The sequence below is a fragment of the Stappia sp. genome, assembly GCF_965276915.1.
Taxonomy (GTDB): domain Bacteria; phylum Pseudomonadota; class Alphaproteobacteria; order Rhizobiales; family Stappiaceae; genus Stappia.
In genome coordinates this window covers 3,051,787-3,067,485 of the sequence record NZ_OZ255709.1, presented here as the reverse complement: position 1 = coordinate 3,067,485, position 15,699 = coordinate 3,051,787, and the positions used below count along the sequence as shown (strand labels likewise).

General features: G+C 65.6%; 14 protein-coding genes and 1 pseudogene. 13 read left to right on the top strand and 2 right to left on the bottom strand.

Translation table 11 applies throughout. The features are described 5' to 3' along the window. The first annotated feature begins 25 nt into the window (after positions 1-25). From ACQY46_RS14175 to ACQY46_RS14165, 3 genes and pseudogenes are all read left to right on the top strand, one after another. Positions 26-526 (top strand): RDD family protein, encoded by a 501-nt coding sequence (locus ACQY46_RS14175; protein ID WP_428696686.1) that lies wholly within the window; start codon positions 26-28, stop codon positions 524-526. A gap of 165 nt (positions 527-691) precedes the next feature. Beyond that, entirely contained in the window at positions 692-2,527 is a 1,836-nt protein-coding gene (locus ACQY46_RS14170; protein ID WP_428696685.1) for an SLC13 family permease, read from the top strand. A 25-nt stretch (positions 2,528-2,552) separates the two neighbouring features. Beyond that, positions 2,553-3,284 (top strand): annotated as a pseudogene (locus tag ACQY46_RS14165) (arginyltransferase); the annotation flags it as partial. 104 nt (positions 3,285-3,388) lie between these two features. On the opposite strand, the gene ACQY46_RS14160 reads toward ACQY46_RS14165, so the two are convergent. Both ACQY46_RS14160 and ACQY46_RS14155 read right to left on the bottom strand, forming a co-directional pair. After that, positions 3,389-4,051: a uracil-DNA glycosylase gene (locus ACQY46_RS14160; protein ID WP_428696684.1), complete on the bottom strand. Its 663-nt coding sequence runs from the start codon at positions 4,049-4,051 to the stop codon at positions 3,389-3,391. A 7-nt stretch (positions 4,052-4,058) separates the two neighbouring features. Then, a complete protein-coding gene (locus tag ACQY46_RS14155; RefSeq protein WP_428696683.1) occupies positions 4,059-4,652 on the bottom strand; it encodes an NYN domain-containing protein in 594 nt (197 codons plus the stop codon). A 446-nt stretch (positions 4,653-5,098) separates the two neighbouring features. On the opposite strand from ACQY46_RS14155, the gene rpoZ reads away from it, so the two are divergent. The 10 genes from rpoZ to parC all read left to right on the top strand — a co-directional run bounded on the left by rpoZ (position 5,099) and on the right by parC (position 15,684). Then, the gene (gene rpoZ / locus ACQY46_RS14150; RefSeq protein WP_306027617.1) at positions 5,099-5,509 is read left to right on the top strand and encodes a DNA-directed RNA polymerase subunit omega; all 411 of its coding nucleotides are present in this window, start codon (positions 5,099-5,101) and stop codon (positions 5,507-5,509) included. A 160-nt stretch (positions 5,510-5,669) separates the two neighbouring features. Next, positions 5,670-7,883: a RelA/SpoT family protein gene (locus ACQY46_RS14145; protein WP_428696682.1), complete on the top strand. Its 2,214-nt coding sequence runs from the start codon at positions 5,670-5,672 to the stop codon at positions 7,881-7,883. Positions 7,884-7,970: 87 nt separating this feature from the next. Then, the gene (locus tag ACQY46_RS14140) at positions 7,971-8,573 is read left to right on the top strand and encodes a DUF2062 domain-containing protein (protein ID WP_428696681.1); all 603 of its coding nucleotides are present in this window, start codon (positions 7,971-7,973) and stop codon (positions 8,571-8,573) included. A 105-nt stretch (positions 8,574-8,678) separates the two neighbouring features. Further along, the gene (locus tag ACQY46_RS14135; protein WP_428696680.1) at positions 8,679-9,455 is read left to right on the top strand and encodes a pyridoxine 5'-phosphate synthase; all 777 of its coding nucleotides are present in this window, start codon (positions 8,679-8,681) and stop codon (positions 9,453-9,455) included. Beyond that, the gene (acpS, locus tag ACQY46_RS14130) at positions 9,452-9,889 is read left to right on the top strand and encodes a holo-ACP synthase (protein ID WP_428696679.1); all 438 of its coding nucleotides are present in this window, start codon (positions 9,452-9,454) and stop codon (positions 9,887-9,889) included. Before ACQY46_RS14135 ends, acpS begins: the two co-directional genes overlap by 4 nt. Before the next feature lie 208 nt (positions 9,890-10,097). Further along, complete coding sequence (lepB, locus tag ACQY46_RS14125) at positions 10,098-10,850, top strand: signal peptidase I (RefSeq protein ID WP_306027622.1); 753 nt, start codon at positions 10,098-10,100, stop codon at positions 10,848-10,850. A gap of 31 nt (positions 10,851-10,881) precedes the next feature. Continuing rightward, on the top strand, positions 10,882-11,601 hold the full coding sequence (gene rnc / locus ACQY46_RS14120) for a ribonuclease III (protein ID WP_428696677.1): 720 nt from the start codon (positions 10,882-10,884) through the stop codon (positions 11,599-11,601). A 29-nt stretch (positions 11,602-11,630) separates the two neighbouring features. Next, on the top strand, positions 11,631-12,575 hold the full coding sequence (era, locus tag ACQY46_RS14115; RefSeq protein ID WP_428700491.1) for a GTPase Era: 945 nt from the start codon (positions 11,631-11,633) through the stop codon (positions 12,573-12,575). Between the two features lie 17 nt (positions 12,576-12,592). Next, positions 12,593-13,354, top strand: coding sequence for a DNA repair protein RecO (recO, locus tag ACQY46_RS14110; protein ID WP_428696676.1), 762 nt, complete (start codon positions 12,593-12,595; stop codon positions 13,352-13,354). 80 nt (positions 13,355-13,434) lie between these two features. After that, positions 13,435-15,684, top strand: a complete 2,250-nt coding sequence (parC, locus tag ACQY46_RS14105; protein WP_428696675.1) for a DNA topoisomerase IV subunit A — start codon at positions 13,435-13,437, stop codon at positions 15,682-15,684. Positions 15,685-15,699 lie beyond the last annotated feature (15 nt).

Genomic DNA, 15,699 nt, shown 5'->3' with positions numbered 1-15,699 from the left:
GCGCGGCAATGCCCACGTGAGCCTCATGCAACCGCGAAAGGACGCCATGCAGAACCCGTCTGAAACCGACTTCATGGCGCGCCCGTCGGCCGGGTTCGACGATCCGCGCCTTTACGCCAATGTGCGCACCAACCGGATTTTCGCCTTTCTCATCGACGCCGTGCTCATCGTCGCGCTGACGGCGCTCGCCGGGCTGCTGGTCGGGATCCTGGGCATCTTCACCTTCGGCCTCGGCTGGCTGCTCATGCCGATCCTGTGGCCGGCGGTGGCGCTTGCCTATGTCGCCTTCACGCTGGGCGGCGCCAGCAGCGCGACCCCGGGCATGCGCACCATGGGCCTGACCATGCGGATGGTCTCGGGCAAGCGGCCGGACGTGCTGATCGCCGGCATGCACGCGCTCCTGTCCTGGTTCTCGATCACCATCCCCGTGCTGCTGCTCGCCACCTTCTTCAATGGCGAAAAGCGGCTGCTGCACGACATCGTGCTGGGCACCGTGGTCATCAACCGCGACAGCGGAACGAACTGACGGCAAATCGCGGGTTCACGAAAAATCATTCTCCTGCGCACCGGGTCCGCGCGCCCGTTTGCCGCTTTGCGAAACGGTCGGGGACCGGTACAAATGGGGTCGAGCGCACGCCGCGCCGTCCGCCGTAAAGGCGTGCGATCCGTTTGAGGAGATGGGCCCCGACGTATGCTGCCAGCCGATCCCGCGATGATCCTCACGTTCGTGGTGATCGTTTTCACCATCGTGCTCTATGCACTGGAACGCTTCGCCCTTGAAGCGGTGGCGCTGGGGTCCGTCGTCGCATTTCTCCTTATTTTCAGTGTTTTCGAGCCGGCGACGGGCGGCACCATCGGCCCGAGCGAGCTGCTTGCCGGCTTCGCCAATCCGGCACTCGTCACCGTCATATGCCTGCTGATCGTCGGCCAGGGCCTGTTCCAGACCGACGCGCTGGAACGACCGGCCAAGATCATCGTCGATGCGACTCGGCGACGGCCGGTGCTGGCCGCCGCACCCATTCTGATCGCCGTCGCGGTGATCAGCGGCTTTCTCAACAACACCCCCGTCGTCGTGATGTTCCTGCCGATCCTTTCGGCGGTGGCAGCGGCCCAGGGGAAGTCGGCCGGCCGCCTGCTGATGCCGCTGTCCTTCATCGCCATCCTGGGCGGCATGACCACCCTGATCGGTTCGTCCACCAACCTGCTCGTCGCCGACGTGGCGGCCCGCACCAGCGACCTGAAGCTCGGCTTCTTCAGCTTCACCGGGATCGGCGTCATCCTGGCGGCGGTCGGCAGCGTCTACGTGCTGTTCGTCATGCCCTACCTGCTGAAGCCGCGCCGCTCGATGGCGGACGAGTTGCAGGTCTCCTCCGGCAAGCAGTTCATCGCCCAGATCGCCATCATCAGCGGCCATCCGCTGGAAGGGGTGACCTCGGTCGCGGGACTGTTCCCGGCGCTCAAGGACATGACGGTCCGCCTGGTGCAGCGCGGCGAGCGGCCGATTCTGCCGCCCTTCGAGAATGTCACCCTGATGCCCGGCGACACGGTGATCGTCGCCGCCACCCGCACCGCCCTGACCGCCGCCCTGTCGCAGCGCCGGCCGCTGATGGCCACCGACGGCGACGATGCGTCCGACACGGAGAACGGCGCGCCGCAGCAGCGTTCGCTGACCCTGGCCGAAGTCGTCGTCGCGCCTGCCTCGCGCATTTCCGGACGCACCATCTCGCAAAGCGGCTTCCACTCGGAGACCCAGTGCGTGGTGATGGGCGTACAGCGGCGCTCGCGCATGCCGCGCATGGCGATGACGGAAATCCGGCTGGAGCCGGGCGACGTGCTGCTTGTCGCGGGAACGGCCATCGACATCCAGCGGCTGCGCAAGAACCGCGATGTCCTGCTGCTCGACTGGTCGGCGGCCGAAGTTCCGCCGCGCCGGCTGGCCCCGCGCGCGCTCGCCATCTTCGCGATCATGGTGGCCGTCAGCGCCCTCGGCCTTGTGCCGATCGTCACCGCCTCCATCGCGGCAACGCTTGCCATGGTTCTGTCGGGCTGCCTCAACGTGCGCCAGGCATTGCGCGCCGTCGACAGCCGCATCTTCATGCTGATCGGCGCCTCGATCGCCGCCGCCAGCGCGCTGGAGGTGACCGGCGGCGCCGGGGCGATCGCCGACCTTCTGGTCGCGCAACTCCAGGGTCAGCCGCCGATGATCATGCTGTCGGCGTTGTTCCTTCTGGTGATGCTGCTTACCAATCTCCTGTCCAACAACGCCACGGCGGTGCTCTTCACCCCGATCGCGGTCAACATGGCCGTGCAGACCGGGCTGCCGGTCGAGGCCTTCGTCACCTGCGTGATCTTTGCCGCCAACTGCTCCTTCGCCACGCCGATCGGCTATCAGACCAATCTGATCGTCATGGGTCCGGGCCATTACCGATTTTCGGATTTTCTTGTCGCGGGAACGCCGCTTGCGCTGCTTCTTTGGCTTACCTTCACATTTGTTGCGCCCATATACTATGGTTTCGCAATGCTGTGAGAAGCGCTGAGCGGAAAGGACGGCATTGACCCGACATCCGACGGACACACCGCAATTCTACCTGACGGCCCCCTCGCCCTGCCCCTATCTGCCGGGACAGCAGGAGCGCAAGGTCTTTACGCATCTTGTCGGCTCCAAGGCGCAGGTGCTCAACGATGTGCTGACCCAGGGTGGTTTCCGCCGCAGCCAGAACATCGCCTACCGTCCGGCCTGCGAGAATTGCCGTGCCTGCGTGTCGATCCGCATCCGTGTCGACGACTTCCGCTGGACGCGCTCCTTCCGCCGCCTGTGGGCCCGCAACGCCGATATCGTCGCAACAGCCAGCGAACCGGCCCCCTCCTCGCAGCAATATGATCTTTTCCGCCGGTATCTCGACGCCCGTCACGCAGGCGGGGGCATGTCCGACATGACCGTTCTCGACTACGCGATGATGATCGAGGACACCCATGTGGAGACGATGCTGGTCGAATACCGCAAGCGCGGCCCCGACACGTTCATCACCGGGCGCGGCGAAGGACCGCTGCTCGGCGTTGCACTCACCGACCGGCTGAGCGATGGCTTGTCGATGGTCTATTCGTTCTTCGAGCCGGATGCCGGCCAGCGGAGCCTTGGCACCCACCTCATCCTCGACCATGTCGAGCGCGCCCGTGGGCTCGGCCTGCCCTATGTCTATCTGGGATACTGGGTGAACGGCTCGCCGAAGATGGACTACAAGGCCCGTTTCCAGCCGCAGGATCATCTCGGCCCGGCCGGCTGGTTCGCCGCCGACATGCCCGGAGAAGCTCATCCGGACCCCGGTGAGGATCCCGGCACGGACAATGGCAAGAACCAGGGTTTCAGCCCGTTCAGCGGGCCCCGCACCTAGGTCGCGGCGTCGATCTCGGCGCGCACGGCCACGAACACGTCGCGAAACATCTCGCGCGTCAGCCGGCCGGTATTGGTGTTGTAGCGGGAGCAGTGATAGCTGTCGAAGAGCGCCAGTCCCTCGCGCGGATCATGCCGCGCATTGTGCCCGAACGGATGCGCCGCGCGGCGAACAGCAAGCGCCGACAGCGTCGCGTCGTGGGCGATACGGCCGAGTGCAACCAGACAGACCAGCGAGGGAAGCGCCTCGATGGTCTCGCTCAGATAGGGAAGGCAATTGCGGATCTCGGCGCCGACGGGCTTGTTCTCCGGCGGGACACAGCGCACCGCATTGGTGATCGCCGCATCAACGAGTTCCAGCCCGTCGTCGGGACGCGCCTGGTAGGTCCCCCGCGCGAAGCCGAAATCCACCAGCGTCTCGTAGAGCAGGTCGCCGGCATAGTCGCCGGTGAAGGGACGTCCGGTCTTGTTGGCGCCGCGCAGTCCCGGCGCAAGGCCGACGATCAACAGGCGCGGGCGCGGTGCCGCGAAGGTCAGCACCGGCGCGTTGTGCCAGTCCGGGCTGAGAGCCCGGTGGGTCTCGCGGAACGCAACCAGACGCGGGCAGGACGGACAGTCCCGCCCGGGGTCCGGAAGCTTGAGAGAAACCGAAGACGACATTCCCGGTTCAATACTCGTCGTCGTCTTCCTCGACCTCGGTCCGGCGTGCCGGAGCCGGACGCGACGGACGCTCGGCCGGATCGCGGCCGACCTTCTTCGCCAGGGTCGCGAGATCGATGAAATGGTCGGCCTGGCGACGGAGGTCGTCGGCGATCATCGGCGGCTGGGTCTGCAGGGTGGAGACAACGCTCACCTTGCGGCCCTTGCGCTGCAGCGCCTCGACCAGCGAGCGGAAATCGCCATCGCCGGAGAACAGCACGATGTGATCGACATGCTCGACAATCTCCATGGCATCGACGGCAAGCTCGATGTCCATGTTGCCCTTGATCTTGCGGCGGCCGGAAGAGTCGACAAACTCCTTCACAGGCTTGGTCACAACCTTGTAGCCATTGTAGTCCAGCCAGTCGATCAGTGGACGAATGGACGAATACTCCTGATCCTCGATCAGGGCCGTGTAATAATACGCCCTAAGAAGGTATCCAGTCTTCTGAAATTCCTGCAGAAGCATCTTGTAATCGATATCGAAACCAATGGTTCGCGCTGTCGAATACAGATTCGCTCCATCAATAAATAAGGCAACCTTCTCACGCGGATCGAACATCTTTTGGAATACCTTTCGCTGTAACACAGGACAATCAACGGTCCGCGAGGATCATTGTCCCCGTCGGGTATAATGAGCGGCCCTGATGCGCGGTTTCGCCCGCCGCGCATGAGAATAGGCTGTGCCCAGAACCGTTTTCGGATCGACCTGCAACCCGGATTACCCATCCGGTTTCCGTGCCCGTGGGGTGCATCATCCTGCAAGCACCCCGTCTTTGCTTTGGACGGCTTCTGTCGCCGCCGTTATGCAACTCCCACTACACCATTTCGCCATGAAACGGCAACAGAACTCAACGCGATTTTCACCGCGATTCGCCAGCGAACCCAAGCAATTCCAGAAACGTGATTAAAAACAATCTTGTGCCACATCCTTGCGCGAGGCTTGCGTTGGGCGGTGCAACACAGTACATGTCACCGCTTGCCGACAACAGATTATGGAGAATACCCATGGCGCGCGTGACCGTCGAAGACTGCATCGACAAGGTCGAGAACCGCTTCGAACTGGTGCTGCTTGCGAGCCATCGCGCCCGGATGATCTCCAACGGTTCGCCGCTGACCATCGACCGCGACAACGACAAGAACCCGGTCGTGGCGCTGCGCGAGGTCGCCGACGAGACCGTCAGCCCGGAAGATCTCAAGGAAGACCTGATCCACTCGCTGCAGAAGTATGTCGAGGTGGACGAGCCGGAGGCCGACGCCGTGCCGATGGTTCCCAACACGTCGTCCCAGCAACAGCAGGGCGGCACCGAGGTCAACGCGGTGGACGACAGCGCCGTCGAATTCGACCGCATGTCGGAAGAAGACCTGCTGCGCGGCCTGGAAGGACTTGTGCCGCCGGAGCGCAAGGACGATATCTGACCGGAGACGTCCGGCGGCGCCCTGGCGCTGCCGCGCGTCGTCGAGCGACAACCGCCGCGACGCGGCCGCCGGTCGACTTCACCATTCGTCGAAAGACCGTGGGTCGTCGAAAGACCGTGGGCGTAGCGGCGGCCGCACCGATGTGTGAGGCGTTTCCGCGATGATGCGGCAATACGAGCTGGTCGAACGCGTCCAGCGTTTCAATCCGAACGCCGACGAGGCGCTGCTCAACAAGGCCTATGTCTATGCCATGCAAAAGCATGGCACCCAGATGCGTGCCTCGGGCGACCCGTATTTCTCCCATCCCCTCGAAGTGGCGGCGATCCTCACGGACCTGCGCCTCGACGACGCCACCATCGCCGTGGCCCTCCTGCACGACACGATCGAGGACACCTCGGCGACACGCGACGAGATCGACCGGCTGTTCGGCCCGGAGATCGGCAAGCTCGTCGACGGGCTGACCAAGATCAAGCGCCTGGACCTTGCCTCCAAGCGAGCCAAGCAGGCCGAGAACTTCCGCAAGCTCCTGCTCGCCATCGCCGATGACGTGCGCGTGCTGCTGGTCAAGCTGGCCGACCGCCTGCACAACATGCGCACGCTCCATCACATGCCCGAGCACAAGCGCGGACGCATCGCCGAAGAGACCATGGAGATCTATGCGCCGCTCGCCGGGCGCATGGGCATGCACGACATGCGCGAGGAACTGGAGGACATCGCCTTCAGAACGCTCAACCCCGACGCCTATGCGGCGATCACGGACCGCCTCGGCGCGCTTGAGGAGAAGAACAAGAGCCTCATCTTCGACATTGAGCACGACCTGATGTCGCGGCTCGAGGAGCGCGGCATCGCCGCGCTCGTTCGCGGTCGCGAGAAACGGCCCCACTCGATCTTCCGCAAGATGCAGTCGAAGTCGATCGCCTTCGAGCAACTGTCGGACATCTACGGCTTCCGCGTCGTGGTCGGCACGGTCGAGGCCTGCTACCGGGTCCTTGGCGTCGTTCACACGACCTGGCCGGCCGTCCCCGGGCGCTTCAAGGACTACCTGTCGACGCCCAAGCAGAACGACTACCGCTCCATCCACACGACGGTCGTGGGGCCGAGCCGGCAACGGGTCGAGCTGCAGATCCGCACGACTTCCATGGACCGGGTGGCCGAATACGGCATCGCCGCGCACGCGCTTTACAAGGACGGCGAGCTTGGCGGGCGCAACGTCAACAAGCTGAACGAGGAAAGCCGCGCCTATGAATGGCTGCGGCGCACCATCGAGCTGCTGTCGCAGGGCGACACGCCGGAAGAGTTCCTGGAGAACACCAAGCTGGAGCTGTTCCACGACCAGGTCTTCTGCTTCACCCCGAAGGGACGCCTGATCGCCCTGCCGCGCGGCGCGACGCCGATCGACTTCGCCTATGCGGTCCATACCGATATCGGCAACACCTGCGTCGGCGCCAAGATCAACGGCCAGATCATGCCGCTGGTCACCGAGCTGAGGAATGGCGACGAGGTCGACATCGTGCGCAGCCAGGCGCAGACGCCGCCGCCGGCCTGGGAATCGATCGCGGTCACCGGCAAGGCACGCGCCGCCATTCGCCGGGCGACACGCGAAAGCGCCCGCCAGCAATACGGCTCGCTCGGCCGGCACATCCTGGAGCGTGCGTTCCAGCGGGCCGGTCATGCGTTCAACGACGACCGTCTCGGCAGCGCCCTGTCGCCGCTCGGCTTTACGGCCGTCGGTGACCTCCTGGCGGCTGTTGGACGCGGTGAAATCCGCGCCCACGAGATCGTGGCAACGCTCTATCCGGACTATCGCGACGACCGGTTGCCCAATGCCGCGCACGCCCCGGAAGACGGCTGGTTCGACCTTGAGGCCGGCAGCGGCATGAAGTTCAGGATCCCGGAGAGCGACGAGGATGCGGACCTCTCGCGGCCCTTGCCGATTCGCGGTCTTGCCGGCGATCTGCCGGTTTCCTTCGCGCCCGACGGCGGCGCCGTGCCCGGCGACCGAATCGTCGGCATCCTGACACCGGGCATCGGCGTCACCATCTATCCGATCCAGTCTCCCGCCCTGCAGGCGTTCGAGGACGAGACGGACCGCTGGCTCGATGTGCGTTGGGACATGAGCGGGGAGCATCGCGAGCGCTTCCCCGCCAGAATCAACGTTTCCGCGCTCAACGAGCCGGGATCCCTGGCCACGATCGCCGCGACGATCGCCGAACTGGACGGAAACATCGACAATCTGAAAATGCTGCGCAGGGCGGCGGATTTTCACGAAATCCTTATCGATCTTGAGGTATGGGATCTGAAGCATCTGACCCGCATCACGAACCAGCTGCGGGCAAAGACGAATGTATCGAGCGTGACACGGGAAATCGGCTAGAACTCCGGCATCGGCCGGGTCCGCTTCCGGCAGCGCAACTTTGAACCAGGCGGATGGCCGCCGCAGGAATCGAAGACAAGAGCCCGCATGCTTTTCAAACGCCGTGATAAGCCGAGCCACCTGGAGCGCCTGCGTGTGGCAGTCTGGCCGCGTCACAGCTTTGCCCGCTCGGCCCGCTATTTCTCGAAGCGGGTGCTCCGGCTGACCGCCAGCCCGAACGCCATCGCGCTGGGGTTCGCCGCCGGGGCCTTCGCCTCGATGACGCCCTTCATCGGCTTCCATTTTCTCCTGAGCTTCGTCGTCGCCTTCCTGATCGGTGGCAACATGCTGGCCGCCGCGCTGGGGACCGCCGTCGGCAATCCCCTCACCTTCCCCTTCATCTGGGCCTTCACCTACAAGATCGGTTCCCTGCTCATCTACGGAGAGGCGAAGACGCTCGATCATGGAACGATCGACCGGCATCTGGGCGGCGGCTTCTTCGAGAAATCGCTCGACGCGATCCTGCCGCTGATCAAGCCGATGCTGCTTGGCTCGGTGCCGCTCGGCATCGCCGTGGGAACGTTCTTCTATTTCCTCGTCTTCTACAGCGTGCGCGCCTACCAGCGTTCGCGCCGGACGAAGATCGCCACGCGCCGGATGCGCTTCGCCGCGCGCACGCGGCCGAACGCGGATGCCGACGCGGACACGTGACGGCGCGCCGCGTCCGCTTTGCCGTTGAAGCGCGCGCCCGGACTGCCCCATATTGGGGACGTTTCGTTCTCGCGTCCCAGCCTGCGTCACCCCGGGAGCTTCCGCATGACATCTCAACGCCTGCGTCTCGGCGTCAATATCGACCACGTCGCCACGATCCGTAACGCGCGCGGCGGCCGCTTCCCCGATCCGGTGCGTGCGGCGCAACTTGCGGCAAAAGCCGGAGCCGACGGCATCACCGCGCATCTGCGCGAGGACAGGCGGCACATTTCCGATGCCGATATCGAGCGCCTTTCCCGGGAGCTCGACCTGCCGCTCAACTTCGAGATGGCGGCAACGGAGGAAATGCTGGCCATCGCGCTGAAGGCGCGCCCGCACGCCGCCTGCATCGTTCCCGAAAAGCGCGAGGAGCGCACGACCGAGGGCGGCCTCGACGCGCGCGGCCAGCACAATCACCTGAAGCCGGTGGTCACCGCCCTTGCGGAGAACGGCAGCCGGGTGTCGCTGTTCATCGAGGCGGACGAGAGGCAGCTCGACGCGGCCGTCTCGCTGGGCGCGCCGGTCGTGGAGTTGCATACGGGCCGCTATTGCGATCTGCGAAATGACGGCGACCTGGACGGCGCGCGCGTCGAACTCGCGCGCATCCGCAAGGCGGCGGCCTACGGAGCCTCGCTCGGACTGGAAGTCCATGCCGGCCACGGGCTCGCCTTCGACACGGTCGGCGACATCGCCGCGATCCCGGAACTCGCGGAACTGAATATCGGCCATTTCCTCGTCGGCGAGGCGATTTTCATCGGTCTCGAACCCGCCATTCGCGAGATGCGCCGGTGCATGGACGAGGCCCGTTCGGGAACCGCCCGTGCCGCGGAGGCCGGCGGATGATCGTCGGCATCGGTTCGGACCTGATCGACATCCGCCGCATCGAGAAGACGCTGGAGCGGTTCGGAGAGCGGTTCGTCAAACGTGTCTTCACCGAGGAAGAACGGGCCAAGTCCGACCGCCGGCGCATGCGCGCCGCCTCCTATGCCAAGCGCTTTGCCGCCAAGGAAGCCTGTTCCAAGGCGCTCGGCACCGGCATCCGGATGGGGGTCAACTGGCGCGAGATGGGCGTGGTCAACCTGCCCTCCGGCAAACCGACGATGCGCCTTGCCGGCTCCGCCGCCGCCCGGTTGCAACGACTGGTGCCGCCGGGCTTCGTGGCGCGCATCGACCTGACGATCACCGACGACGAACCGCTTGCCCAGGCCTTCGTCGTCATCAGCGCCTGGCCGGAGGACTGGCCGCAGGCGCTTGCCGACCCGATGGAGCACGACTGACGGCGCCGGCAGTCCGGAACCAGCCGGTGCGCGTTTGCGTTGCGTCTGCAAGGGCGAGCCGGTACAAGCCAAGAATATCCGGCGGAATCCCCCTCCCGGGCCCACTGGAACGAACGGCCGGTGAGCATGGCACTGCGCCACAGTCCCGGCCGGCGTTGCATATCGAGATGCACCGGCCCCCGCCGCGGCGACCACCACGAAGGATGCAATGAGCGTGTCTGAAGAAAAAAAGAGCAAGGATGGCGGCCTCTACGAGACCGTCAAGGTACTTGTGCAGGCGCTGCTGCTCGCCCTCGTCGTGCGGACGCTGTTCTTCCAGCCGTTCAACATCCCGTCCGGGTCGATGATGGACACGCTGCTGATCGGCGACTACCTGTTCGTCTCCAAATACAGCTATGGCTATTCGCGCTATTCGTTTCCCTACGGATTGATGCCGATCGAGGGGCGCGTATGGGCGGAAGAGCCGGAGCGCGGCGACGTCGCCGTGTTCAAGCTGCCGCGCGACAATTCCATCGATTACATCAAGCGTGTCATCGGCCTGCCGGGCGACGAGATCCAGATGATCGACGGCGTTCTGCACATCAACGGCACCGCGGTCGAGCGCACCCGCATCGACGATTTCATCTCCACCGACACATTCGGCAACGTCCGCCGCGTGCCGCGTTTCCGCGAGACGCTGCCGAACGGCGTTTCCTACGACACGCTCGATCTGACGACGCGCGGCACCTGGGACAATACCGGCGTCTACAAGGTGCCGCCCGGCCATTATTTCATGATGGGCGACAACCGCGACAATTCCACCGACAGCCGGGTGCTTTCGGCGGTCGGCTACGTGCCGTTCGAGAATTTCGTCGGACGGGCGGAGATGCTGTTCTTCTCCGTCGACGAGGATGCCTCCGCCTGGATGTTCTGGAAGTGGCCGTGGACGGTGCGCGGCAGCCGCCTGTTCCGGATGCTTTGATCCGGAACGGCGATCGGGACAAACCGGCATCATGACATCCGACGGGCAGAAAAAGGCGGAGGCACGGCTGCAGACGCGCCTCGGCCATGTGTTCGATGACAGGGAACTCCTGTCGCGGGCGTTGACCCATGGCAGCGCCACGGCGCGCAGCGGCGGTCCCGACGCCAGCTACCAGCGGCTGGAGTTCCTGGGCGACCGCGTTCTCGGCCTTGCCATTGCCACCATGCTGCACAAGGCCTTCCCGAAGGCCGACGAGGGCGAGCTTGCCCGCCGCCTCAACCAGCTCGTGCGCCGCGAGACCTGCGCCGAGGTCGCCCGCGACCTGCAGCTCGGCGACGCCGTGCTGCTGGGCGACAGCGAGGCGCAGACCGGCGGCAAGCGCAAGACCGCGATCCTCGCCGATGTCTGCGAGGCGGTCATCGCGGCTGTTTATCTGGACGGCGGGCTGGAAGCGGCGCAAAATCTGATCGAACGGCTCTGGGGACCGCGCATGACGAGCTATTCCGGCCCGCTGCGCGATCCCAAGACGATGCTCCAGGAATGGGCACAGGGGCGTGGAAAACCCGCCCCGATCTACACCATGACCGAACGAAGCGGGCCGGACCATGCGCCGAACTTCACCGTTCGCGTCGATATCGAGGGCCACGAACCGGCGCAGGGCGCCGGCGGCTCGAAACGGATCGCGGAACAGCGCGCGGCGGAAGCCGCCTTGCTGCGCGAAGGACTTCTGACAGAGAAAGACGACACGTGAACGCGCAAGACGACGACACCCCGACCGGCATCGAGCCCGGCGCCGGCCGCATCGGCGGCCCTTCGGGCGACGACAGCGGGACTGCCACCCGCGCCGGTTTCGTCGCGCTGATCGGTGCGCCGAACGCGGGCAAGTCGACGCTTCTCAACGCGCTGGTCGGCGTCAAGGTCTCGATCGTCACCCACAAGGTGCAGACGACGCGGGCGCTGGTGCGCGGCATCGCCATGCAGGACGCGTCCCAGATCGTCTTCGTCGACACGCCGGGCATCTTCCGCCCCAAGCGCCGGCTGGAACGGGCCATGGTCGACACGGCCTGGGGCGGCGCGCGCGAGGCGGATGTGGTCGTGCTCCTGATCGACGCCAAGCGAGGCATCGACGAGCAGGCCGAGGCGATCCTCGACCGGCTGGCGGATGTGCGCCTGCCGAAGGTGCTGGTGCTCAACAAGATCGACATCACCCAGCGCGAGACGCTGCTTGAACTGGCGGCGAACGCCAATGCGCGTGCGCCCTTCGACCAGACCTTCATGGTCTCCGCCGCCAAGGGCTACGGCCTCGACGACCTGATGGGCTATCTTGCCGAGACCGTCCCCCCCGGGCCCTGGCTCTATCCGGAGGACCAGGCTTCGGACCTGCCGATGCGCATGCTGGCGGCCGAGATCACCCGCGAGAAGCTGTTCCTGCGCCTGCACCAGGAACTGCCCTACATGTCGACGGTCGAGACCGAAGCCTGGCAGGAGCGCAAGGACGGGTCGGTGCGCATCGAGCAGACGATCTATGTCGAGCGCGACAGCCAGAAGGTGATCGTGCTCGGCCAGGGCGGTCGCACGATCAAGTCGATCTCGCAGGCCGCCCGCGCCGAGATCGCCGAGGCCGCCGGCTGCCCGGTGCATCTCTTCCTCTTCGTCAAGGTGCGCGAGAACTGGGCGGACGACCCCGAGCGCTACCGCGAGATGGGCCTGGAGTTCCCGAGGTAGGGGGCACCGCGACCAATATGGAATGGAGCGCCGACGGCATCATCCTGGCGACGAGGAAACACGGCGAGACCAGCCTGATCCTCGAGGTTATGACGCGCGAGCGCGGCCGGCATCTCGGCCTCGTGCGCGGCGGCCGCAGCCGCAAGATGCAGGCCGCCCTGCAACCGGGCAACGGCGCCCGGCTGACCTGGCGGGCGCGGCTCGACAACCATCTCGGCCTGTTCGCCGTCGAACCCCTGGAGATGCGGGCCGCCGGGCTGATGGCGAGCCCGACGGGCGTCTACGGCATCCAGGCGCTTGCCGCCCTCCTCCATCTCCTGCCCGAGCGCGATCCCCATCCACAGCTTCACGAGGGGCTGGAGACGGTACTGGCCCATCTCGGCGATCCCGCGATCGCCGGCGCGCTGATGGTGCATTTCGAGCTGCAGATGCTGGCCGAGCTCGGTTTCGGCCTCGATCTCGGCGAATGCGCGGCAACGGGCTCGCGCCAGGACCTCGTCTATGTCTCGCCGAAATCGGGGCGCGCGGTCTGCCGGGAGGCCGGCCTTCCCTACGCGGCAAAGCTCCTTTCGCTGCCCGCTTTCCTCGGCGCGCGGCCCGAACACGCAGCCGAGGTCGCCGCCGACGAGAGCGAGTTGGCGGGTCTTGACGGGTCCCAGATTGACGCCGCGTTCCGCCTGACGGGCTATTTTCTCGACCGGCACGTGCTGGCGCCGCGCCAGATCCCCGTGTCGCCGGCGCGCGACGGTTTCCTTCAGGCCGTCAAGCGCGCCTTGTGAGCGCGCAGAAGCGGCGGAAAACTGCCATCCGCAGCGTTCCATGCGTTGCGTAGGCGAGCGAATACCTGTAGCCAATAGCCATGGGAAAAGACCTGATTCCGCCCGGTGGCATCGAACCGATCGACCTGCGCTCCGCGCTTGAGGAGCGCTACCTCTCCTACGCACTGTCGACGATCACGCACCGGGCGCTGCCGGATGTGCGCGACGGGCTGAAACCGGTGCATCGGCGCCTGCTCTACGCGATGCGGCTGTTGAAGCTCGACCCCAATGCCGGCTTCAAGAAATGCGCCCGTGTCGTCGGCGACGTGATGGGTAAATACCATCCGCATGGCGACCAGGCGATCTATGACGCCTTGGTGCGCCTCGCCCAGGATTTCGCCGTGCGCTACCCGATGGTCGACGGCCAGGGCAATTTCGGCAATATCGACGGCGATAGCGCCGCCGCCATGCGCTACACGGAAGCCCGTCTCACCGATATCGCGGTGCGCACGCTCGACGGGCTCGACGAGGATGCCGTCGACTTCCGCGAGACCTATGACGGGCTCGACAAGGAGCCAATCGTGCTGCCGGGCGGCTTCCCCAACCTGCTGGCCAATGGCGCGGCAGGCATTGCGGTGGGCATGGCGACCTCGATCCCGCCGCACAATATCGGCGAGCTCTGTGCCGCCGCCCAGCACCTGATCAAGACGCCGGACGCAACGACGTCCGACCTGATGCAATTCGTGCAAGGGCCGGACTTCCCGACCGGCGGCGTGATGGTCAGGAACGATGCCGCCTTCCTGGAAGCCTATGAGACGGGCCGCGGCGGTTTTCGCGTGCGCGCCCGCTGGGAGGTGGAGGATCTGGGCCGGGGCACCTGGCAGGTGGTGGTCACCGAGATCCCCTACCAGGTGCAGAAGTCGCGGCTGATCGAGAAGATCGCCGAACTGCTGCAGGCCCGCAAGCTGCCGCTGCTCGACGATGTGCGCGACGAATCCGCCGAGGACGTGCGCCTCGTCCTCATTCCGCGCAGCAAGAATGTCGACGCGGCGCTCTTGATGGAATCGCTGTTCCGGCTCACCGATCTGGAGAACCGCTTCTCGCTCAACATGAACGTTCTGTCGGGCGGCAGGATCCCCATGGTGATGGGCCTGAAGCAGGTGCTGGCGGAGTGGCTGGAGCACCGCAAGGAGGTGCTGGTCCGCCGCTCGCAGCACCGGCTCGCCCAGATCGAGCACCGGCTGGAAGTGCTCGGCGGCTACCTGATCGCCTATCTCAACCTCGACGAGGTGATCCGCATCATCCGCGAGGAGGACGATGCGAAGGCCTCGCTGAAGGCGGCCTTCGACCTTACCGAGGTGCAGGCCGAGGCAATCCTCAACATGCGGCTGCGCTCGCTGCGCAAGCTTGAGGAAATCGAGATCCGCAAGGAGCACGACAAGCTCAACGCCGAGCGTGACGAACTTCTTGTGCTGCTCGGTTCGGACACCCGCCAGTGGACGCGGATCGGCAAGCAGATCGGCGAGATCGCCAAGGCCTACGGTCCGGAAACGCCGCTCGGGCGTCGCCGCACCACCTTCGGCGATGCGCCCGAGCATGACGTCGTCGACATTCACCAGGCGATGATCGAGAAGGAGCCGATCACCGTCATCGTCTCGCAGAAGGGCTGGATCCGGGCGCTCAAGGGCCACCAGCAGGACCTCACCTCGCTGGCCTTCAAACAGGATGACGCGCTCAAGCTCTCGCTCTTCGCCGAGACGACGGACAAGCTCGTCGTCTTCACCACCGGCGGCAAGTTCTTCACCCTTGGCGCCGACAAGCTGCCGGGCGGACGCGGCCATGGCGAGCCGGTGCGGCTGATGGTCGACATGGAGGAAGGGCAGGACGTCATCGACGTCTTCGTCTATCGCGGCGACCGCAAGCTGCTCGTCGTCTCCGACGAGGCGCGTGGCTTCATCGTCAATGAGGCCGATGTCACTGCCAACACCCGCAAAGGCAAGCAGGTGCTCAATGTCACGGCGCCGGGCGAGGCGCAGCTTTGCGTCGCCGCCGATGGCGATCATGTCGCCATCATCGGCCGCAACCGCAAGCTGCTCGTCTTCCCGCTGGCGCAGGTGGCCGAGATGACGCGCGGACGCGGCGTGCGCCTGCAGCGCTACCGCGACGGCGGCGTTTCCGACGTGATTGTCTTCAAGGGTGAGGACGGGCTGACATGGACGGATTCCTCGGGCCGCAGCTTCACCCGCAAGCTGGAGGAACTGACCGACTGGCGGGGCGATCGCGCCCAGGCCGGCCGCCTGCCGCCGAACGGCTTCCCGCGCTCCAACACGTTCGGCCGGCGCACGCTTTGACAGCTAAGGAGAAGC

Coding starts and splice junctions, on each gene's coding strand:
- ACQY46_RS14175 (WP_428696686.1), top strand. CDS start 26: ATGCAACCGCGAAAGGACGCCATGCAGAACCCGTCTGAAACCGACTTC.
- ACQY46_RS14170 (WP_428696685.1), top strand. CDS start 692: ATGCTGCCAGCCGATCCCGCGATGATCCTCACGTTCGTGGTGATCGTT.
- ACQY46_RS14160 (WP_428696684.1), bottom strand. CDS start 4,051: ATGTCGTCTTCGGTTTCTCTCAAGCTTCCGGACCCCGGGCGGGACTGT.
- ACQY46_RS14155 (WP_428696683.1), bottom strand. CDS start 4,652: ATGTTCGATCCGCGTGAGAAGGTTGCCTTATTTATTGATGGAGCGAAT.
- rpoZ (WP_306027617.1), top strand. CDS start 5,099: ATGGCGCGCGTGACCGTCGAAGACTGCATCGACAAGGTCGAGAACCGC.
- ACQY46_RS14145 (WP_428696682.1), top strand. CDS start 5,670: ATGATGCGGCAATACGAGCTGGTCGAACGCGTCCAGCGTTTCAATCCG.
- ACQY46_RS14140 (WP_428696681.1), top strand. CDS start 7,971: ATGCTTTTCAAACGCCGTGATAAGCCGAGCCACCTGGAGCGCCTGCGT.
- ACQY46_RS14135 (WP_428696680.1), top strand. CDS start 8,679: ATGACATCTCAACGCCTGCGTCTCGGCGTCAATATCGACCACGTCGCC.
- acpS (WP_428696679.1), top strand. CDS start 9,452: ATGATCGTCGGCATCGGTTCGGACCTGATCGACATCCGCCGCATCGAG.
- lepB (WP_306027622.1), top strand. CDS start 10,098: ATGAGCGTGTCTGAAGAAAAAAAGAGCAAGGATGGCGGCCTCTACGAG.
- rnc (WP_428696677.1), top strand. CDS start 10,882: ATGACATCCGACGGGCAGAAAAAGGCGGAGGCACGGCTGCAGACGCGC.
- recO (WP_428696676.1), top strand. CDS start 12,593: ATGGAATGGAGCGCCGACGGCATCATCCTGGCGACGAGGAAACACGGC.
- parC (WP_428696675.1), top strand. CDS start 13,435: ATGGGAAAAGACCTGATTCCGCCCGGTGGCATCGAACCGATCGACCTG.